17 protein-coding genes are annotated in these 19,214 nt (G+C 70.0%); 7 read left to right on the top strand and 10 right to left on the bottom strand.

What is annotated here, in order from left to right; translation table 11 throughout:
- Position 1: 1 nt before the first annotated feature.
- From JRI60_RS09575 to JRI60_RS54430, 4 genes are read right to left on the bottom strand one after another with little or no spacing between them, the layout of a single operon-like run.
- Complete coding sequence (locus JRI60_RS09575; protein WP_204225537.1) at positions 2 to 637, bottom strand: phosphoribosylanthranilate isomerase; 636 nt, start codon at positions 635 to 637, stop codon at positions 2 to 4.
- Entirely contained in the window at positions 634 to 1,509 is an 876-nt protein-coding gene (locus tag JRI60_RS09580) for an indole-3-glycerol phosphate synthase TrpC (RefSeq protein WP_204225538.1), read from the bottom strand. Before JRI60_RS09580 ends, JRI60_RS09575 begins: the two co-directional genes overlap by 4 nt.
- Positions 1,506 to 2,522 (bottom strand): anthranilate phosphoribosyltransferase, encoded by a 1,017-nt coding sequence (trpD, locus tag JRI60_RS09585; protein ID WP_204225539.1) that lies wholly within the window; start codon positions 2,520 to 2,522, stop codon positions 1,506 to 1,508. The genes JRI60_RS09580 and trpD overlap by 4 nt, the downstream gene beginning before the upstream one ends.
- Positions 2,523 to 2,526: 4 nt before the next feature.
- Positions 2,527 to 2,652 (bottom strand): hypothetical protein, encoded by a 126-nt coding sequence (locus tag JRI60_RS54430; protein WP_275439169.1) that lies wholly within the window; start codon positions 2,650 to 2,652, stop codon positions 2,527 to 2,529.
- 199 nt (positions 2,653 to 2,851) lie between these two features.
- On the opposite strand from JRI60_RS54430, the gene JRI60_RS09595 reads away from it, so the two are divergent.
- The 7 genes from JRI60_RS09595 to JRI60_RS09625 all read left to right on the top strand — a co-directional run bounded on the left by JRI60_RS09595 (position 2,852) and on the right by JRI60_RS09625 (position 10,476).
- Positions 2,852 to 4,108 (top strand): NAD(P)/FAD-dependent oxidoreductase, encoded by a 1,257-nt coding sequence (locus tag JRI60_RS09595; protein ID WP_204225540.1) that lies wholly within the window; start codon positions 2,852 to 2,854, stop codon positions 4,106 to 4,108.
- Positions 4,109 to 4,203: 95 nt separating this feature from the next.
- A complete protein-coding gene (locus tag JRI60_RS09600) occupies positions 4,204 to 4,779 on the top strand; it encodes a CPBP family intramembrane glutamic endopeptidase (RefSeq protein ID WP_204225541.1) in 576 nt (191 codons plus the stop codon).
- Positions 4,780 to 5,014: 235 nt separating this feature from the next.
- Positions 5,015 to 6,727, top strand: a complete 1,713-nt coding sequence (locus JRI60_RS09605; RefSeq protein WP_204225542.1) for a dipeptidyl-peptidase 3 family protein — start codon at positions 5,015 to 5,017, stop codon at positions 6,725 to 6,727.
- A 71-nt stretch (positions 6,728 to 6,798) separates the two neighbouring features.
- Entirely contained in the window at positions 6,799 to 7,548 is a 750-nt protein-coding gene (locus JRI60_RS09610; protein ID WP_204225543.1) for a fatty acid desaturase, read from the top strand.
- 33 nt (positions 7,549 to 7,581) lie between these two features.
- On the top strand, positions 7,582 to 8,562 hold the full coding sequence (msrP, locus tag JRI60_RS09615) for a protein-methionine-sulfoxide reductase catalytic subunit MsrP (RefSeq protein ID WP_204225544.1): 981 nt from the start codon (positions 7,582 to 7,584) through the stop codon (positions 8,560 to 8,562).
- A gap of 5 nt (positions 8,563 to 8,567) precedes the next feature.
- Positions 8,568 to 9,191: a sulfite oxidase heme-binding subunit YedZ gene (locus tag JRI60_RS09620; RefSeq protein WP_204225545.1), complete on the top strand. Its 624-nt coding sequence runs from the start codon at positions 8,568 to 8,570 to the stop codon at positions 9,189 to 9,191.
- A 91-nt stretch (positions 9,192 to 9,282) separates the two neighbouring features.
- Positions 9,283 to 10,476, top strand: a complete 1,194-nt coding sequence (locus JRI60_RS09625) for a cytochrome P450 (RefSeq protein ID WP_204225546.1) — start codon at positions 9,283 to 9,285, stop codon at positions 10,474 to 10,476.
- A 51-nt stretch (positions 10,477 to 10,527) separates the two neighbouring features.
- On the opposite strand, the gene JRI60_RS09630 is transcribed toward JRI60_RS09625, so the two are convergent.
- The 6 genes from JRI60_RS09630 to JRI60_RS09655 all read right to left on the bottom strand — a co-directional run bounded on the left by JRI60_RS09630 (position 10,528) and on the right by JRI60_RS09655 (position 19,208).
- Positions 10,528 to 11,058: a response regulator gene (locus tag JRI60_RS09630; RefSeq protein WP_204225547.1), complete on the bottom strand. Its 531-nt coding sequence runs from the start codon at positions 11,056 to 11,058 to the stop codon at positions 10,528 to 10,530.
- A 267-nt stretch (positions 11,059 to 11,325) separates the two neighbouring features.
- On the bottom strand, positions 11,326 to 12,570 hold the full coding sequence (locus JRI60_RS09635; protein WP_204225548.1) for a hypothetical protein: 1,245 nt from the start codon (positions 12,568 to 12,570) through the stop codon (positions 11,326 to 11,328).
- Entirely contained in the window at positions 12,567 to 15,086 is a 2,520-nt protein-coding gene (locus tag JRI60_RS09640; protein WP_204225549.1) for a TonB-dependent receptor plug domain-containing protein, read from the bottom strand. Before JRI60_RS09640 ends, JRI60_RS09635 begins: the two co-directional genes overlap by 4 nt.
- Before the next feature lie 7 nt (positions 15,087 to 15,093).
- On the bottom strand, positions 15,094 to 16,725 hold the full coding sequence (locus JRI60_RS09645; protein WP_204225550.1) for a serine/threonine protein kinase: 1,632 nt from the start codon (positions 16,723 to 16,725) through the stop codon (positions 15,094 to 15,096).
- Between the two features lie 239 nt (positions 16,726 to 16,964).
- Complete coding sequence (locus tag JRI60_RS09650) at positions 16,965 to 17,684, bottom strand: immunity 52 family protein (protein ID WP_204225551.1); 720 nt, start codon at positions 17,682 to 17,684, stop codon at positions 16,965 to 16,967.
- 12 nt (positions 17,685 to 17,696) lie between these two features.
- Positions 17,697 to 19,208: a Tox-REase-5 domain-containing protein gene (locus JRI60_RS09655; protein WP_204225552.1), complete on the bottom strand. Its 1,512-nt coding sequence runs from the start codon at positions 19,206 to 19,208 to the stop codon at positions 17,697 to 17,699.
- Positions 19,209 to 19,214: the final 6 nt, after the last annotated feature.

Consider the following 19,214-nt stretch of genomic DNA (forward strand, 5'->3'; position numbering starts at 1 on the left):
GTCACTCCCAAAGCGCGGTCTTCGCGGCGCGTACGAAGGCACGCACCGCGTCCGCATCCTTGATGCCGGGGCTGACTTCCACCCCGCTCGCCACATCCACGCCGTAGGGCCGGGTGGCCCGCACGGCCTCTCTCACATTGTCCGGGTTGAGCCCGCCGGCCACCAGCACCGGCACGCCCGCGTCCGCGAGCCGTGCCACCAGCGACCAGTCGAACCCCACGCCGCCGCCGCCGTAGCCCGGCGCCGCTCCGTCCAGCAGCAGCGCCGCCACGTCGCCCGCTCCCACGTAGGTGCGGGCCTTCTCCACGTCCTCGGGGCCGCGCACCCGCATCGCCTTGATGACCGGCACGCCGTAGCCCGCGCAGGCCTCGGGCGGCTCGTCCCCGTGCAGCTGCACCGCCGTCAGCCCGCACTCGCGCACCCGCGCGCGGATGACGTCCGGTGACTCGTTGACGAACACGCCCACCACCGAGCCCAGCGCCGGCCGCGTGCGCGCCAGCTCCGCCGCCACCTCCGCCGTCACGTACCGGGGCGAGCGCGGGTAGAAGTTGAGCCCCAGCGCGTCCGCGCCCTCGGCCCACGCCCGCCGCGCGTCCTCCACGCGGGTGACGCCGCAGATTTTGACCCGAGTGCTCACGGCGCACCCGCGAGCAGCCGCGCCAGGGCCCGGCCCGGCTCGGCGTCGCGCAGCAGGGACTCGCCCACCAGCACCGCGTCGGCTCCCGCGGCCCGTGCCGCCGCGAAGTCCTCGCGTGTCTTGAGGCCGCTCTCCGCCACCAGCGCCTTCGCCCGGCTGCGCAGCGTGGGAATCACCCGGAGCGCCGTGGAGACGTCCGTGCGCAGCGTGGCGAGGTTCCGGTTGTTGATGCCCACCAGCTCCGCGCCCGCCTTCAGCGCGCGCTCGGCGTGCTCCTGCGTGTGGGCCTCCACCAGCGCCGCCACCCGGCACGCCTTCGCCGCGGCCACCATCTCCGCCAGCGGCCCGTCCTCCAGCGCGTCCGCGATGAGCAGCACCGCGTCCGCGCCCATGGCCGCGCTCTCCTCCACCTCCTGCGGGGCCACCAGGAAGTCCTTGCGCAGGACTGGCAACGAGATGGCCGCTCGCACCTGGAGCAGATCGTCGAGGCAGCCCCCGAAGTCCACGTCGTCGGTGAGCACGCTGATGGCGCTCGCTCCGGCCGCCTCGTACGCCCTCGCCACCGCCACCAGGTCCTGGTGCGGGAAGTTGCCGCCCGAGGGGCTGCGGCGTTTCACCTCGGCGATGACGTTGACTGGCAGGTCGGGCCGGTGCCGGGTGAGGGCCGCCGCGAAGTCTCGGGACGGCGGACGGGGCGTGTTGGCCACCAGGCGCTTGCGCGCGGCGAGCTCCCGGCGCTTGCGCGCGAAGATGGCGGCCAGCTTGTCGGACTCGGGGCCCGAGGTACCCTCACCCCGTCCCTCTCCCGGAGGGAGAGGGGAAGTGGGCGTGTTAGGGGAAGGGGGCGTGCCAGGGGAAGTGGGCTTGCTCATGTCGTGCCTCCCTTCACCAGGGCCTGCAGTTTTGCCGCCGCCGTGCCGGAGTCGATGGCCTCCACCGCTTGTTGCACGCCCTCCTTGAGGTTCGTCGCCCGGCCCACCACCACCAGCGCCGCCGCCGCGTTGAGCAGCACCGCCGTGCGCACCCCGGAGCGCTCTCCGGCCAACAGCGCCTTGAAGCGCCGGGCGTTGTCCTCCACGTCCCCTCCGACGATGGCCTCGGGCGGCACCCGCTCCAGCCCCGCGTCCTCCGGGGTGAGGGAGAAGCGCCGCACCGAGCCGTCCTCGCGCAGCTCCGCCACGTCCGTGGTCGTGCACGGGGAGATTTCGTCCAGCCCATCCTGGCCGTGCACCACCCAGGCCCGCTTGCTGCCCAGCCTGGAGAGGACGCGCGCCGTCTGCTCCAGCCGCTCGCCCGCGAAGGTGCCGAGCAGCTGGTAGCGCGCCCCCGCCGGGTTGGTCAGCGGACCCAGCAGGTTGAACACCGTGTGCAGGCCGATCTCTCGCCGCGCCGGTGCCACGTGCCGCAGGGCGCTGTGGTGCGAGGGCGCGAAGAGGAAGCCCACGCCGTGCTCGTCCACGTCACGCGTCACCTGCTCGTGCGTCCGGTCCATGCCCACGCCCAGCGCGGCCAGCACGTCCGAGCTGCCGCACCGCGAGGACACCGCGCGGTTGCCATGCTTGGCCACCGTCACCCCCGCGCCCGCGGCCACGAAGGCCACGGCCGTGGAGATGTTGAAGGTGTGCGCCCCATCGCCACCGGTGCCGCAGGTGTCCAGCACCACCTCGGCCCTGGGATGGATGCGCGTGGCGCAGGCCCGCATGGCCTCCGCCGCGCCGAGGATCTCCTCCTCGGTCTCTCCCTTCATGCGCAACGCGACCGCGAAGGCGCCCACCTGGGCAGGCGTCGCCTCTCCCGCGAGCATCAGGCCCATGATCTGGACCATCTCCTCGCGAGTCAGATCGCGCCGGCCCACCACCCTGCTCAGCGCTTCCTTGAGCGTCATGTGCCTACTCCAAGGTGGCCGTGCGCATCTCGCCAGGGATCGCGTGCTGTTGCCAGCCGCGACGGCGGATCTCGTCGTTTACACGCTCGATGTCCTGGGCCGTCGCATCCGGTCGCATCACGATCAACATGGCTTGCGGGTCTCCGAAGTATTCCGCCGCCCTGGGTAGAGAAGGCGGTCGGTTCGAGTCACTGATTTTAGTAGAAGAACGCGGGACGTCTTTCAGTGAGAAAGGTGTCCACTTCTTCCCATATTCCCAGGGAGTCTCGTCGGGTGGTGTCCGGGAATCAAGGTAGGACGGGAATTTTCACTTTTACGGAGGGTGCGCCTTGGCGGGTCCGGAGGTCATCGTGGTGGGGGCGGGGCTGGCCGGGCTGACGTGCGCGAGGGTGCTGCAGCAGGCCAAGGCGAAGGTGCGGGTGCTGGAGGCAAGCGACGGAGTGGGGGGCCGTGCGCGCACGGACGTGGTGGACGGCTTCCTGCTGGACAGGGGCTTCCAGGTCTTCCTCATGGCCTACCCGGAGCCCCAGCGCTGGCTGGACTACGAGGCGCTCGACTTCCAGCGCTTCTTCCCAGGAGCGCTGGTGTGGCGCGAGGGGAAGCTGCACCAAGTGGCTGATCCGCTGCGCCGGCCGCTGCGGGCGGCGGCGCACGCGTTCAACAAGGTGGGCTCGTTCGCCGACAAGTTACACGTTCTCGACTTGCGCCAGCAGTCGCTCGCGGGCTCGGTGGAGGACGTGTTCCACCGGAGGCAGCGGACGGCGCTGACGTACCTGCGCGACGTGGGGTTCTCCGAGCAGATGGTGGACGCCTTCTTCCGGCCCTTCTTCGGCGGGGTGTTCCTGGAGAAGGAGCTGAGCACCTCGAGCCGGATGCTGGAGTTCGTCTTCCGGATGTTCGCCACGGGGGCCACGGCGGTGCCGGCGAAGGGAATGGGAGCGCTGGCGGAGCAGCTCGCCGCGAAGTTTCCCTTCGGGGTGGTGAAGCTGAACTCGCCGGTGGAGGAGGTGTGGGGCCACCGGGTGAGGCTGGCGTCGGGGACGGTGGTGGAGGCGGACGCGGTGGTGGTGGCCACGGACGCGCCCGCGGCGGAGGAGCTGCTGCTCGGCATGCCGCCGAGGAAGATGAACGCGGTGACGTGCCTGTACTTCGCGGCGCCGGAGCCACCGGTGCGAGGCCCCTACCTGGTGCTGAACGGGGAGGGGAGGGGGCCGGTGAACAACCTGGCGGTGATGAGTGAGGTGGCGCCCGCGTACGCGCCCGAGGGGCAGGCGCTGGTGTCCGTGTCGGTGCTGGAGACGGCGGAGGACTTGGAGGAACTGGAGAGGCGGGTGCGCGAGCAGCTCACGGAGTGGTTCGGTGGAGGGGTGGCGGGGTGGAGGCACCTGCGCACGTACGCGATTCCGCACGCGCTGCCGGCGCAACAACCCGAGCTGCTCGAGGAGCCGCACCGGAGGGTGAGGATGTCACCGGGGCTGTACGCGTGTGGGGACTACCGGGAGAACGGGTCGATCGACGGAGCGATGGTGTCGGGGAGGCGAGCGGCCGAGGCGCTCTTGAGGGACCGGGACCTGCCGCTGCCATGAGCCCTCCTGTGCGAGCAAATACCCCTCTCCCTCTGGGAGAGGGACGGGGTGAGGGTAGAAGTCACTGGGGTTGGCTCCTGGCCACCACAGTCGCGATGCTCCTGTGGACCGCGCTGGTGCATGTGCACCCGCCGTACTTCTTCGCCTGGGCCACGCTCTACTGCGCGGTCTGGAACGCGCTCTCGTGGAAGGCGCTGGGCGAAGAAGGGAGGAAACGTCTCCGCCCGAGGAGCGCGGACCTGCTGTGGGGCGTGGCGCTCGCGGGGGTGCTGTACGTAGGGGCGCGGGCGGTGCTCTGGGCGCTGTGCGGAGGCTTCTCGAACTTCCTGTGCGAGCCTTTGATGGGCGTCTACGCGCGCTTCGGAACGGGCTCGGTGGGAGCGGGGCTGGCCCTGGCGCTGGTGATTGCTCCGGCCGAGGAACTGTTCTGGCGAGGCGCGGTGCAGCAGGCTTTACGGCCGAGGCTCGGGAGGGTGGGGTGCACGGTGGTGGCGGCGGTGCTGTCGAGCCTCGCGCTGCTGGCCTTCCGTGAGCCGCTGCTGGCCCTCGCGGCGTTCCCCACGTCACTCGCGTGGGGACTGCTCGCCGAGTGGCGCCGCAGCCTCGCGGTCTCGTGGGTGAGTCACTCGTTGTGGGACGTGCTCATCGTCATCCTGTTGCCGGCCGTGTGAGACGGACAAGACCGCCGCCAAGCTTCAAGGGCGGAAGCTGCGAGCGTCTCTTGATTCACGAGCAGTGCAAAGGCTTTCCGACGGATTCGCTAGTCAGTGCCGAGCGTTTCTCGGTCCACTGAGCTCCTTCCGGTCCAACCCGGGATGTTCGATACCCTCACCCCGTCCCTCTCCCGGAGGGAGAGGGGAGTGATGCTCGCTGGCATGCCCGATGGCTTCGGATAAAAAGGCCGCCATGACCCGCAAACTCCTCTCCCTCGCCGCCGCCGCGATGCTCTTCTCGGGCTCCGCCAGCGCCGCCGAGACCCAGCTGGCCTCCTCCCGTATGCCCACCGCTCCCGAGCTCCAGCGCATGACGGCCCGTTTCGCTCCCGTCGACATCCAGGCCGACATCTCGAAGCTCCCCGACAACGAGCGCCGCGCCCTCGCGAAGATCGTCCAGGCCGCGAAGATCATGGACCCGCTCTTCCTCCGCCAGGTCTGGGCCGGCAACGAGACCCTCCTGCTCGACCTCATCGAGGACACCTCGCCGCTCGGCCGTGAGCGTCTCCACGCCTTCCTCCTCAACAAGGGCCCCTGGTCCCGGCTCGACCACAACGCGCCCTTCCTCCCCGGCGTCCCCGCCAAGCCCGCCGAGGGCAACTTCTACCCGGCCGGCGCCTCCAAGGCCGACATCGAGGCCTGGGTGAAGTCCCTCCCCGAGACCCAGCAGCGCGAGGCCACCGGTTTCTTCACCACCCTCCGCCGCGACCCCGCCGGCAAGTTCGTCTCCGTCCCCTACAGCGTCGAGTACCAGGGCGAGCTCGCCCAGGCCGCCCAACTGCTGCGCGAGGCCGCGGAGCTCACCACCCAGCCCACCCTGAAGGCCTTCCTCTCCAAGCGCGCCGACGGCTTCCTCAGCAACGACTACTACCCGAGCGAGGTGGCCTGGATGGAGCTCGACGCCAGCATCGAGCCCACCGTCGGCCCCTACGAGGTCTACGAGGACGAGTGGTTCAACTACAAGGCCGCCTTCGAGGCCTTCGTCGGTCTGCGCGACGACGCGGAGACGCAGAAGCTCGCGAAGTTCAGCGGCGAGCTGCAGGACCTGGAGAACAACCTCCCCATCGACCCGAAGCTGCGCAACCCCAAGCTGGGCGCGCTCGCGCCCATCCGCGTCATCAACAGCATCTTCTCCTCGGGTGACGCCAACCGCGGCGTGCAGACCGCGGCCTTCAACCTGCCCAATGACGAGCGCGTCGCCGCCGAGAAGGGCACCAAGCGCGTCATGCTCAAGAACGTCCAGGAGGCCAAGTTCAACCGCGTCCTCGTCCCCATCACCCAGGTGGCCCTCCCCGCCAAGGACCGCAAGGACGTCGCCTTCGATGCCTTCTTCACCCACATCCTCATGCACGAGCTGATGCACGGGCTGGGGCCCCACAACATCACCGTGGAGGGCAAGCAGACCACGGTGCGTCAGGCCCTCCAGGCGTCCTCCAGCGCCATCGAGGAGGCCAAGGCGGACATCTCCGGCCTCTGGGCCCTGCAGCGCCTGGTGGACAAGGGCGTCATCGGCAAGGAGATGGAGCGCACCATGTACACCACCTTCCTGGCCTCCGCGTTCCGCTCCATCCGCTTCGGTATCAACGAGGCCCACGGCAAGGGCATCGCGCTGCAGCTCAACCACTTCCTCGACACTGGCGCCGTGGTGGTGAACAAGGACGGCACCTTCTCCGTGGTGCCGGGGAAGATTCGCGAGTCCGTCACCTCCCTGACGAAGCAGCTCATGGAGCTGCAGGCCGCCGGCAACCGCGCCGCCGCCGAGTCGCTGCTCGAGAAGATGGGCGTGGTGCGTCCCGAGGTGAAGCGCGTCCTCGACAAGCTGGAGAAGGTCCCCGTGGACATCGAGCCGCGCTACGTCACCGCCGAGAAGCTCGCGGCCGAGGCCTCCGCGCCGGCGAAGAAGTAATCGTCGTCCGCTCGCCCGCCGCGTGCGTTTTCCCGTGCGCGGCGGGCCGGGCATGATGAGAGATGAGGCGGATGCGCAGCCACGTTCCTCGAGGTCCCTGGGGTATCCTCATCGCGCTCACCGTGCTCGGCGCGTGGTTGGGTCATCTCGTCTGGCTGCTGGTAGGGGCCCACCTGTCCCTCGCCTCGCCGCTCACCTGGCTCCACATCGCCCTGCAGGCCTACCTGAGCACCGGCCTGTTCATCACCGGCCATGACGCCATGCACGGCACGGTGAGCCGCCACCGGTGGGTGAACCAGACCGTGGGCACGGCCGCCTGCTTCCTCTTCGCCGGGCTCTCCTACCGTCGTCTGGTCGTCAACCACCGCGCCCACCACACCGACCCCACCGGCCCGGACGACCCCGACTTCTCCACCCGGACCCAGTCCTTCTGGCCGTGGTTCGCCACCTTCATGGTGCGCTACACCACCTGGCCGCAGCTGCTCGTCATGGCGGCCAAGTTCAACCTGTTGCTGTTCCTCGGCGTGGCCCAGTGGCGCATCCTCGCCTTCTGGGTGGTGCCCGCGCTGCTCGGCACCGTGCAACTCTTCTACTTCGGCACCTTCCTGCCCCACCGGCGGCCCGACACCCCGGACATGGCCCCCCACCACGCGCGCTCCCTGCCTCGCAACCACCTGTGGGCCATGCTCTCCTGCTACTTCTTCGGCTACCACTGGGAGCACCACGAATCTCCCTCCACTCCCTGGTGGCGCCTGTGGACGATGCGCGATGCCCGGGTCCGCTCCGAGGCGCGTGCTTCCGGGTCGCCCGCCCGGATGTAACCGGATTCCGGCTCGGGCGTTATGGTGGGTATCATGCGCAAGAAGGTGCCCGAGCCCCCGAGCTCCGAAATCACTTCCGAGTCGCTGTACCTGCGCCGGCGTGAGTTCCTCAAGAGCGCCGTCCTCTTCACCGGCACCGCCACGGGTGTGGGCGGCGGCCTGCAGCTGCTCAGCGGCCGGCCCTCGGGTACGGATGGTGGCCTGCCCTCCGCTCCGGGCGATGCCCCCAAGAAGAAGCCCCGCGGCCCGTACGACACCGACGAGGCCCCCACCTCGTACGACGACGCCACCACCTACAACAACTTCTACGAGTTCGGCCTCGACAAGGGCGACCCCGCCGAGAACGCCCACGTCCTCAAGCCGCGGCCGTGGACCGTCGTCATCGACGGCGAGGTGAACAAGCCGCAGACGGTGGACATCGACACCCTCCAGTCCTGGTTCCCGCTGGAGGACCGCGTCTACCGCATGCGCTGCGTGGAGGCCTGGTCCATGGTGATTCCGTGGATGGGCTTCCCGCTGGCGGGGCTGCTGCGCCGCGTGGAGCCCACCGGCAAGGCGAAGTACGTCGCCTTCACCACGCTGAAGGACCCCAAGCAGATGCCCGGCCAGCGCACCTCCGTGCTCGAGTGGCCGTACGTCGAGGGCCTGCGTCTGGACGAGGCCCTGAATCCGCTCACGATGCTCGCGGTGGGCCTCTATGGCCGCGTCCTGCCCAACCAGAACGGCGCGCCCCTGCGGCTGGTGGTGCCGTGGAAGTACGGCTTCAAGGGCATCAAGTCCATCGTCCGCATCACCCTCACCGAGCAGCAGCCGCCCACCACCTGGAGCCGCTCCAACCCTCGCGAGTACGGCTTCTTCGCCAACGTGAACCCCGAGGTGGACCACCCGCGCTGGAGCCAGGCCACCGAGCGCCGCATCGGCGAGCTCCGCCGCCGGCCCACGCTCCCCTTCAACGGCTACGCCGAGCAGGTGGCCAGCCTCTATTCGGGCCTGGACCTGCGCCGCAACTTCTGACGCCCATGGCCTCGCCCCCGCTCCCCTGGCTCAAGCCCGCCTTCCTCGTGGGCGGCCTCTCCCCGCTGGCCCTCCTGGCGCTCCAGCTCGCGCGGGACACCCTCGGGGCCAACCCCATCGAGCGCGTGCTCAACCAGACGGGCATGCTCGCCCTCATCCTCCTGGTGGCCTCGCTCGCGTGCACGCCGCTCAAGGTGGTGGCCGGGTGGACGTGGCCCATGCGCGTGCGCAAGCTGCTCGGCCTGCTGGGCTTCGCCTACGCCGTGCTGCACTTCCTCACCTACGTGGTGGTGGACCAGGGGCTGGCGCTCGCCACCATCCTCGAGGACATCGCGAAGCGGCCCTTCATCACCGTGGGCTTCCTCGCGCTGGTGCTGCTCGTGCCGCTGGCCGTCACCAGCACGAACCGCATGGTGCGCCGCCTGGGCTTCCCCGTCTGGCAGCGGCTGCACCGGCTGTCCTACGTGGCGGCCTCCCTGGGCGTGGTGCACTTCTTCTGGCGCGTGAAGAAGGACCATACCGAGCCCCTCGTGTATGGCGGTGTGCTGGCGCTGCTCTTCGCCATCCGCGTGGCCGAGGCCCTGCGCAAGCGGCGGGCCCGGTCGGGCGCTCCGGCTTCGGCCATCTGAGGGGGGAGCGACTCCGGACCCTCCTCCCTTCTAGACTCCGCGTGGGGAGCGAGAAGCCTCGCTCGATGAGCCCCGTCCGGAGATCGTCTCGATGAGCAACAGGTTCAACCTGCTGGCGCCCGATGTCCGCGCCAACCCGTACCCCGTCTACGCCGAGCTGCGGCGCAACCGCCACCTGTGCCAGGTGGATCCCGGTGGCATGTGGGCCGTCACCCGGTACGCGGACGTCATGACGGTGATGAAGAACCCCCTGCTCTTCTCCTCCGAGGGCTTCGGCAGGGCCGTCAAGCCGGCCTGGCTCGGACACAACCCGTTCGCCGACTCGATGATCTGCATGGACCCGCCGAACCACACCCGGCTGCGGGCCCTCGTCAACCGCGTCTTCGGTGCCCCGGCCCTCGCCCGGTGGGAGCCTCGCGTGCGCTTCTACGCCGAGAAGTTCGCCTCCAGGATTCCCGCCGGGCGCACGGTGGACGCCGTCGAGTCCTTCACCTCGCTCCTGCCCTCCAGCATCATCGGAGAGCTGCTCGGGCTGGATGCGTCGCTGCGGCCCCGGTTCAGGCGCTGGACGGACGACCTCACCAGCATCACCGGCACGGCTCCGGACGATCTCGCGAAGCAGGCGCAGGTGCGCGACACGGTGGCGGAGTTCGAGCAGTACGTGTCCGAGGTGCTGGAGCTGCGGCGCCGCGAGCCGCGTGAGGACCTGGTGAGCGACCTGCTCCGCGCGCGGGTGGAGAGCGAGGCCCTCACCGAGGCGGAGGTGCACAGCTTCCTCTTCATGCTGCTGGTGGCCGGGTTGGAGACGACGGTCCACCTGTTGAGCCACACGTTGCGGCTGCTGGCGGAGCACCCGGAGGTACTGGCTCGCGTCCGCGCGAACAGGTCCCTCATCCCCCAGCTCCTCGAGGAGGTGCTGCGCTGCGAGACCCCCGTCCACTCCGTGCCGCGGCACACCACCGCCGACACGGAGCTGGGCGGTGTCCCGTTGCCCAAGGGCTCCCGCCTCCTCGTGGTGCTGGCCTCCGCCAGCCGGGACGAGGAGCAGTTCCCCAACGGCGAGCGCTTCGACCCCGAGCGCTCGGGCCAGCACAACCTGTCCTTCGGACACGGCATCCACTTCTGCCTGGGAGCGCAGCTGGCCCGGATGGAGGCACGCCTCGGCCTGGAGGCGCTGCTCGATCACTTCTCGGGCTTCTCGAAGGACCCGGAGCCCGTCGTGTGGAACCGCTCCATGACGGTCCGCGGTCCCGTGGTGCTGCCCCTGCGCTTCCACGCCGCCTGAGGTGGACGGGGAGCCCGCCTCCTCCGTCGCGGGGAGGCGGGAGCGGCCCGCTCAGCTCTTCTTCGGCGGCGGGAGGATGGTGTCCACCAGCGTCATCAGCTGGGCGCAGCTCACCGGCTTGCGCACGAAGGCGTTGATGCCCGCCTTCTGGCCCTTGTTGCGCACCTCGGCCGCGTTGGCGTCGCCCGTCATCATCAGGATGGGAATCTTGGACACCTTCACGTCGCGGTTGGCTCGCACCGCCGCCGCGAAGTCCGCGCCGTTCATCCCATCCATGTGGAAGTCGGTGAGGATGAGGTCCACCGTCTGCGTCTTCAGCACGTCCAGCGCCGCCTCGGCCGACTCCGCCTCGATGTATTCGAAGGAGCGTGCCATCAGGTAGATCTTCAGCAGCGTGCGGATGGAGCGGCTGTCATCCACCAGCAGCACGCGCTGCGGCTGCACGTTGGGCGAGGGGCGGGCGAAGGGCCGCGACTCGGAGGCGCTGGCGGCCGCGAAGGCCTTGGCCGCCTCGGCGTTGAGCGCGCCGAAGGGACGGGGCGTCGTCTCGGCGAGGGGAATGGGCGTATGCGCCGGTGTCATGGGCGCAACGGGTGGCCGCGCCGCGGCGGTGCTGGACGCAGCGGACGGCCGCGCTGGCTCGGTGGGAGCCGACGGGGTTCGGGGCGATGCGTTCGCCGCTGCTTCAGGCACAACCGTTGCCGGCTTCATTGGAGAGTCTCCCTGCACTGTCCCCCCCCGCGCGCTGTCCGGATTCGACAGCGGGTATGTTGGACGACCCACCGCTTGAAGTCAAAGCGGCGCAGGCTTCGAATCAGGAGATTTTCGTTCTGCTGGGATGAGCCGTTTTCACGGCACTTCGATCACGAAGGACTGGCTGCCCACGGAGGGCAGCCCGAGCGCGGGGGCCACGGCCGGGGACAGCTCGTTGGGCACGCGCCACGTCTGCCCGGTGAACTGGACGAGCGTGACGGCGTAGCGTCCGCGAGGCACCGACTTGAGGGGCACCGGGGGGTGGAGCGGGTCGCGCGCGTCATAGGCCCTGGGGGCCACCACCACCCGGAGTGAAGTCACCGGTACTGCGGTCCCCAGGCTCTGGGAGCGCAGGGCGTCCTGGGCCGCGGCGTCCGGCTCCAGCGCCGCGCCGAGCACCACCTGGTCCGGCAGTCCGTCGACCGTCCCATCGGCCCGGGGGTAGTCCGCGCCCTGGTCATCGAGGACCCCGTTGCGGTCGAGGTCGTTCTCGTCGGCGAGCATCGCCGCGCCGGTGAGGTTCTCGCCGTCGGCCAGCTTGCGCACCAGCACGCGCGGCCAGAGGTCCGGCTGGCCGTCTTTGTTGGTGTCGTCGGCGACGCTGTTCTTGTCGCTGTCCACGTAGTGCAGGTGGAAGGCGGCGGGCCGTTGGTCCACCACGCCCTCCTGGAGCGGCAGGGGCTTGAGGTCCAGCCGCTTGGGGCCGAGCGTCGGGTCGAAGCGGGGCTCGCTCATGACCTGGAAGGCGGGCCGGTCCGTGGGGATACGGGCCAGGTCGCTGAAGCTCACGGTGACGCCGGTGGCGGCCTGGAGGGTGCCGTCCGGGCCCGCGGCCAGCTCCACCACGCGCGGGTCCTGGGTGGCGGCATCCACCGCGGCGCCGCCCACGTCTCCGGCGTTGGGCTCGCCGGTGACGGTGTACCAGGGGATGAAGTCCGAGCCATGGCAGGGTTGCGCGCCGGTGCGGCACGTGTCCGCGTCGATGAAGCCGCGCAGCACGTAGCGCCCGGGCCCCACCAGGCTCAGGGAGAAGGGCGCGGTGAAGGGGCCGGAGCTGGCCGTGTCCGCCATGGCCGGCCCGAAGAGGCGCTCGGCGGGAATGACGGTGAAGGTCAGCGGGCGGCCCGAGCCCTGGGGCGGAGGCGGGCGGTCGGCGTCGTAGAGCAGGACGATGGCGTTGCCGCGGGCGCGGCTCTGCACCACCACGCTGCCCTCGATGCGCGAGAGCTGCTGGTTCTGGCGGCGGTCCGCGGTGGGCAGCACGGGCGGGGGCTCGCAGCCGAGGGCGAGCAGGGACGCGAGGGCCAGGCCCGTCAGCGTCTTCTGGCGGAAGGAGCTCATGGGGTCACCGTCAGGATGGCGAGCACGCGGCGCTCGACGCGGTTGCCGAAGGGATGCTGGGCGTGCGCGGGGCCCAGGTTGGAGCCCACCAGCGCCACGGACACCCGGTCCTTCACCGGCGTGTAGCCCACGCGGGCATTGATGATGGCGTGGGCGGGCAGCGGGTTGGCCAGGGCCTCGATGCTCGTGGGGTCCTGCGCCGCGGGCTCGCGCTCCACCCAGGTGGTGGAGGACGTCCACGCCGCGTCCACGCCCAGCTCCAGTGCCGAGCGCGTGCGGTAGGTGACGCCGCCATACAGCTTGAACCGGGGCGCCTGGCTGCAGGGGCCGCACAGGCCCTCCTCGCCCTCGGCCGCCACCTGCTGGAAGGCGGCGCTGGCCTTGATGCCCAGACCATCCACCGGGGCCAGCGTCACGCCGGCCTCGGCGCCGCGAGCGGTGTAGACGGCCGCGTCGTTCTGGAAGAAGGAGCGGCCCAGCAGGTAGGTACCCGTGGCCGCGTCCCAGGACTCGCCCGCCGGCAGCCGCTCCACGGCGGACAGGTCGATGAGGTCCCTCACCGTGTTCTGATAGAGCGCCACGTCCCAGTCCATGCCGAGCGCGGGGGCCTCGCCGCGGTAGCCCAGCTCGAAGGCCAGGAGCCGCTCCGGCTTGAGCGCCATGTTGCCGCTGGTGAGCGCGCTGGCGCCGTTGACGCCGGGCAGGGGGATGCGCAGGCCCGTGTAGCTCTCGAGGAACGTGGGCTCGCGGAAGGCCGAGGCGGCGCTGGCGCGGAAGGCGTGCCCCTCGAGGGGCATGAAGAGGGCGGACACGCGCGGCGAGTGGGCCAGGCCCGGCTTGCCACCGTCGAGCAGCGGGTGCCGGTCCACGCGGTAGGAGGCCAGCACGCGGAAGGGCCTGGCGATGCGCCACTCGTCCTGGACGAAGGCCGCGGCGTGGAACTCCTGGCGCAGCGGGCCGAGGTAGTTCCAGGCCACGCGCTTGAGGCGGCCCTCCACGCCCAGGTTCACCTGGTGCTCCCCCAGCAGCTGGAAGCCCTTGCTGAAGAGCACCTCGCCGTTGAAGAGGTTGGAGGTGACGCGCGTGGCCAGCGAGCGCTGCCCCTGGGCCTCGTACTGCGGCCCCACGTCCGCCGACATGTGGTTCCAGAAGGCCTTCACCTTGAGCGGGCCCAGGCCCGCGTCCGCCTTGGTGAAGGCGCTCACCCCATCCAGGTAGTAGTTGCGCAGCAGGCCCAGGGGGTAGGCCTCGGTGTAGAGGCGATTGACGCCGCCGGACAGGCCCAGCTCGCCACCCGAGGCGAACTGGTAGACGGTGGACAGGGTGCCGCGCGCGCTGCGCAGGGCCAGGTCGGGCTGGGGATCCGTCACGACCATGTCGGGCCGGCCGTCCGCGAAGTCGCGGCTCCACTTGTCCGCCTGGGAGTAGGCCGCCGAGGCGCGGTAGCGCAGCGCGCCCGTGCCGCCGTGGCTCACGAAGCTGCCGCCCGCGGCGTTGCCGTTGCCGAGCTGGCCCTGGAAGCGCGCGCGCGGGCCGGTGCCCGGGGCGCGGGTGATGATGTTGACCACGCCCAGCATCGCGTTGGCGCCGTACAGCGCGCTGCCCGGGCCACGGATGACCTCGATGCGCTCGATGTCCTCCAGCTCCACGGGGATGGCCGACCAGATGGTCATGCCCAGGAAGTCCTGGTACTCGGTGCGGCCGTCCACCAGCACCAGCACCTTGTTGGCGATGCGCTGGTTGAAGCCGCGCAGCGACAGGTTGGCGCTGCCCTGGCCCATCATCATCACTTCCGCGCCCGGCACGCGGCGCAGCAGCTCCGGCAGGGTGGTGGCGCCGGAGAGGCGGATGTCCTCGGCGGTGATGACGGTGGTGGCGTTGGGCGCCTCCAGCGAGGACTGCGCGCGGCGGCTGGCCGTCACCACGCGCTCCTCGTAGGGCACCGCGCCGTCGTCCTCGTCGGAGGCCGCGACCGCGGAGCCGGTGCCCTCGGCCCCGGTGGTACCCGGAGCGGCCTGCTGCGAGGCGGGCGCGGCGGGCAGGGACTCGGCGCGGGCGATGGCCTTCTCCAGCCGCTCGACCAGCACCGCCAGGGACTTCGCCGCCTCGGAGCCGGGCGGGGGAGGCATGGGGGGCAGCCCGGACTTATTCCCCGGCTCGTCGGACGCCGTCGCCTCGCTGGCGCGCAGCTTCTCCTCGAGGCTCGCCAGCGCGGACTGCACCGGCGCCGAGTCCGGCGGGTTGGTGGCGAGGTAGCGCCTGTAGAAGTCCACCGCCTCGGGCACCCGGCCCGCGTGCTGGTAGGCGCGGGCGATGTTGTAGAGGACGTTGGGGTGGGGCTTGATGGCGTACGCTTCCTGCAACTCGGCGATGCCCTGGTCGTACTTCCCCTGGGCGATGAGGCTCATGCCGTTACGGAAATGACGGCGGGCCTCCAGGCGCGCGTCACCGAGGGCAGTCCCCGCGTACAGCACCAGCGCGAGGGCGCCCGCTCGCTTCAAGGCGGTCGGGTTCATCACAATCTCAGTAGGGGTCGTCCTTGTACCCGGCGGAGTCCCTGTCCGTCGAGGTGCGGGACGCGGACTTCTTCTTCAGCTTCTGGTTGAAGCGGATCACCGGCCCCTCGCCCTCGGCGATGGTGGTGAGGCGCTGGTAGCCCTCCAGCACGAAGGTGAGCCGGGCGCTCGCGCGTCCATCCGCGCCCGGGGGCACCATCAGCTCCACGGGCGTCTCACCCAGCATGCGGCCCTCGTACAGCACCCTCGCGCCACCGGGCTCGCTGGCGATCAGCATGCGGATGGGGGTGGGCTGGGCGGCCTCGGTCGGAGCGGCCTCCGCGGCGGCGGGCTGGGCCGCGGGCTGCGGCGGCACCAGGGGCGCGGGGATGATTTCGGGCTCGGGCGCTGGAGTGGCCTGCTTCGCCGGGGCCGTCGCGGCGACGGGCTCGGGCGCTGGGGTAGGGGAGGGCTGGGGCGCGGTGGAGCGCAGGGCCACCACCGCGGCCACGCCGAGGCCGAGCAGCAGCGAGCCACTGAAGAGGGCCAGGGACAGCGTGCGCCGGGCCGCTGGCTTCGCGGGCTCCTCCACGGCGATGTCCAGGGCCACGGTGCTCGCGCCGGTGGAGGCGGGGCCGGGCAGGGGACCGGTCTGCGGGCCCGAGATGGGACCGCTGCCGGTGACGGGAATGGGCGTGGAGCCGGTGATGATGCGCGGGTTGGAGAAGGCCCCGCTGAAGCCCGCGGACGAGGCGGCGCGGCGGACGGCCTCCAGCACTTCGTCCATGGACTGGAAGCGCTCATCGGGGCGCTTGCAGATGCACCGCATCACCAGGGCCTCCACCTCCTGGGGCACGGAGTTGGCGGGCCAGATGGAGGCGAAGGTGGGCGGGGCCTCGTTGATGTGCTTGAAGATGACGTCGATGCTCTGCGCCGCCTGGAAGGGGGGGCGCCCCATCAGCATCTGGAACATCACCACGCCCAGCGAGTACACATCGCTGCGCGGGTCGGACACGTTGCGCGCCTGCTCGGGCGCCATGTACTGCGGCGAGCCGAGGATGACACCGGCCTGGGTGAGCTCGGACTCGTCGGGCCGGCCCCGGTCGGGCAGGAAGGACTTCACCAGGCCGAAGTCGAGCACCTTCACCACATCATGGTCGTCCTCCTGGTTGAGGACCATGATGTTGGCGGGCTTGAGGTCGCGGTGGATGAGGCCAACGCGGTGGGCCTCGCGCAGCGAGCGCGCCACCTGCGCGACGATGTTCAGCACGCGCATCCACGGCAGGGGCCCCACCTGGGTGAGGAGCTGCGCCAGCGTCTGCCCCTCGAGGTACTCCATGGCGATGTACAGCACGCCGTCATCCGACTTGCCGTAGTCGATGATGGTGACGGTGTTGGGGTGGCGCAGCTTGGCGGTGACGGCCGCCTCCAGGAAGAAGCGCTTCTGGAAGCCGGGGTCCTTGCCTTCGCTGTACTGGGGGTTGAGCACCTTGAGGGCGACCAGCCGGTCCAGGGGGGCCTGCACGGCCTTGTAGACCCGGCCCATGCCGCCCGAGCCGAGTGCCTCCAGGATACGGAACTTGTCGTTGAGGACCCGGCCGATGAGGGGATCTCCGACGTCGGCCGGTGCGCTCTGCGCCTGGGCGCCGCTTTGTACCATGAGCTCCCCCGCGGCCCGCCGGGTGTGGGGCGGTGCAAGATGTGACTTGTACCGGATGCTAGCACCAGACACGCGTTGTCCGAAAAGTCCGGGGCTGCCGGGATGGCGCGCTGCGGGGCCCGAGAATACGGCGCGGGCGGAGATACGTCACCTGCCGGACAGGTTCACCTGGGGAGTCCTTGCCTGACGCGCTGCGTCCTACCGGATGGCTCTCACGCGCTTGGAATTGGTGCACTGCGTCAGCGGGCGCGGAGGGCGTCGAGCAGTCCGGCCCGGTCGAGCAGCTCGCGTACACGCTCGGCCAGGGCGACATGCTCGGGGTTGCTCGCGGTGAATCGTTCGGGGGTGAGGACGATGAGCGTGCCCTTGTCCTCCACCCGCTCGATGTGGACCGGGGCGGGCAGTGGGGGCACCGTGCCCCGGCGGCGCGAGAGGTAGGTCACCCAGCCGACCAGTGCATCGGGTGGGGGGTCTGGGATGAGGTTACGGTGTTGGTCGGACATGGCGACAGCATCGTCCGGGTCCCAGGCCACAGCCATGGCACGCACCAGGCCAGTCAGCACGGGCGCTGTCAGCACTCTCTGCGAATTGGGTCCACTCCCGTTGGGCAGGTGGAGCAAGCAGAGATTGCCGACTTCCTCCGCGTAGCCGCCACACGTGATGTAGAAGCCGCAGGCATCCTGGTCGTTGCTCTCTCCGTTCCAGCCGCTGATGCGGAAGCCGAGATCCTCGAACGTCCTGTCCTTCCCGCGCCGGAACATCTTCTCCAGCGTGACAGGGTCCAGCTCGATGCGATGTTTGAGTGCTTCCTTTCGTGATCTGCCCTGCTTGAACCATTGAGCGAAGGTGGGATCGATTGGGGCAAGGGCTTTGAAAAAAGCTTCCGCGCGTCGGCTACACTCTTCTGGGGATTCTTTCCGAAGGCGCCAATAGGCGCCTGCATAGTACGTCTCGACCACGTATTTTCTCCTTTAGGGGAGAGCCGGTGTGTGGATGACGTCAATTCCCTGCACGCTGGCCCTCCTCAAGAGCAGTCGGATGGCCTCGGCGGCTTTGGTTTCCGCCACGTGCCAGTGGATGGGGATTCCATTGGCGGCTTTTGACTGGCGTTGTACCTGGTCAACCATGCTGCGGGCTCCCTTGTTGGCAAACCACAATTGGGGAGTCAGATTGCCGAGGAACTTGTTGGCGTAGCCGCGACCTTTGGCCTCCAGCAGCACACCGTTCTTGTAACCGTCGAAACGCACACCTTTGACGATGTACGACTGGTCCACGGGGTGGCCGGAGATCTGTTCCTGGTAACGCGCCGCGCGCCGGCTCATCGACTCCTTCACTGGGCTCCACTGTCCAGGGCCTTGGGCCTGCGCGGATGAGCCCGCGCCTTTACCCGGCCCTTGGATCGACTGGTTGGCCATGTGCAGGACGATGGCGGCACCGGGCCCACCGCCCAGTGCGGTGATGGCTCGCCCCGCTGGAATGGCCGCCCGCTGGAACATCAGTGCGCCATCCGCCGACAGCGACAGCGCGGGCATGGAGAGGAATTCCAGGCCTCGGCCTGCCGTGGCAACCGTCCGAGTGGTGCCAGCGGCGGTGCCATAGGTGGCCAGCACGGTGACGGTCAGCCGTGAGAGTGTGCGGATCTGCTCTCCACGCGTCATCAACTGGAAGCGCTCGAGGTACTCCGGGGAACGGAGGATGAGCGCCGCCACTCCCTGCGGGAGCTGTGAGAGCGCCGCGAGGCTGTCTCCCGGGTGGAACACCAGCCCGCCCATCGCCAGCACCGTGTCGCGGAAAGCGTCTTCCGCTCCGTCGAGGGTGCGGTTGATGACATCCGCGTCGCTGTACACCTCGGCCAGCGGTGGTGCGGTACGGACGGGCTGGAGGTGCTCGTCCACCTTCAGGAAGACACCGCCGCGGCCACTGTAGAAGCGGCCCACCTCGAAGGGGCCGGCGCTCAATGCGCCTTCCTTCAATACAATCTGCCCCACGCGCTGCTGGGCCTGTCCATTCAGCGCCCAGGCCAGATAGCCGTCGGGGCGCAAGACCGCCAGACCCGCGAATCGTTCCACGCGTGCCAGCAGGGTGGAGCGCGGCAGTTCCTCCTCTCCCTCCATGACTTCGCGCAGGAGGTACGAGGCCGCCAGCCGTGGGCCGAAGCGGGCGAGCGTGACAGGACGGGACAGCAGCACATCGTGGAGCTCGGCGGCGTCCTCGGGCGTGAAGTCCGCCTCTCGCGGAGGCAGCAGGGAGGAATCATTCAACCCCGCCCCAAGGAGCAGCGCTTCGAAGGCATCCAGCTCGACCAGCCGGCCCTGCACCAGCTGGGGTGGAATCGAGGCCGGGCCCGGGCCACCCCCTCCCGTATCGAGAGGTGCGCCCGTCACGCAGCCCGTCAGCAACACCAGGAGAGTCAGCGCCAGGGCGCTCCTGTGATGCCGCCATGGATGCCGAGCGGCGCGGGCTTCCGTGGGACGAAGCGACATGCCTGC

Source organism: Archangium violaceum, from assembly GCF_016887565.1.
GTDB classification, from domain to species: Bacteria; Myxococcota; Myxococcia; order Myxococcales; family Myxococcaceae; genus Archangium; species Archangium violaceum_B.

Excerpts from the sequence above, each read along its gene's own strand:
- JRI60_RS09630 (WP_204225547.1), bottom strand. The coding sequence starts at position 11,058 with ATGACACCGGCGCATACGCCCATTCCCCTCGCCGAGACGACGCCCCGT.
- JRI60_RS09610 (WP_204225543.1), top strand. The coding sequence starts at position 6,799 with ATGCGCAGCCACGTTCCTCGAGGTCCCTGGGGTATCCTCATCGCGCTC.
- JRI60_RS09580 (WP_204225538.1), bottom strand. The coding sequence starts at position 1,509 with ATGAGCAAGCCCACTTCCCCTGGCACGCCCCCTTCCCCTAACACGCCC.
- JRI60_RS54430 (WP_275439169.1), bottom strand. The coding sequence starts at position 2,652 with ATGTTGATCGTGATGCGACCGGATGCGACGGCCCAGGACATCGAGCGT.
- msrP (WP_204225544.1), top strand. The coding sequence starts at position 7,582 with ATGCGCAAGAAGGTGCCCGAGCCCCCGAGCTCCGAAATCACTTCCGAG.
- JRI60_RS09620 (WP_204225545.1), top strand. The coding sequence starts at position 8,568 with ATGGCCTCGCCCCCGCTCCCCTGGCTCAAGCCCGCCTTCCTCGTGGGC.
- JRI60_RS09645 (WP_204225550.1), bottom strand. The coding sequence starts at position 16,725 with ATGGTACAAAGCGGCGCCCAGGCGCAGAGCGCACCGGCCGACGTCGGA.
- JRI60_RS09635 (WP_204225548.1), bottom strand. The coding sequence starts at position 12,570 with ATGAGCTCCTTCCGCCAGAAGACGCTGACGGGCCTGGCCCTCGCGTCC.
- trpD (WP_204225539.1), bottom strand. The coding sequence starts at position 2,522 with ATGACGCTCAAGGAAGCGCTGAGCAGGGTGGTGGGCCGGCGCGATCTG.
- JRI60_RS09655 (WP_204225552.1), bottom strand. The coding sequence starts at position 19,208 with ATGTCGCTTCGTCCCACGGAAGCCCGCGCCGCTCGGCATCCATGGCGG.
- JRI60_RS09600 (WP_204225541.1), top strand. The coding sequence starts at position 4,204 with ATGCTCCTGTGGACCGCGCTGGTGCATGTGCACCCGCCGTACTTCTTC.
- JRI60_RS09605 (WP_204225542.1), top strand. The coding sequence starts at position 5,015 with ATGACCCGCAAACTCCTCTCCCTCGCCGCCGCCGCGATGCTCTTCTCG.
- JRI60_RS09640 (WP_204225549.1), bottom strand. The coding sequence starts at position 15,086 with ATGAACCCGACCGCCTTGAAGCGAGCGGGCGCCCTCGCGCTGGTGCTG.
- JRI60_RS09625 (WP_204225546.1), top strand. The coding sequence starts at position 9,283 with ATGAGCAACAGGTTCAACCTGCTGGCGCCCGATGTCCGCGCCAACCCG.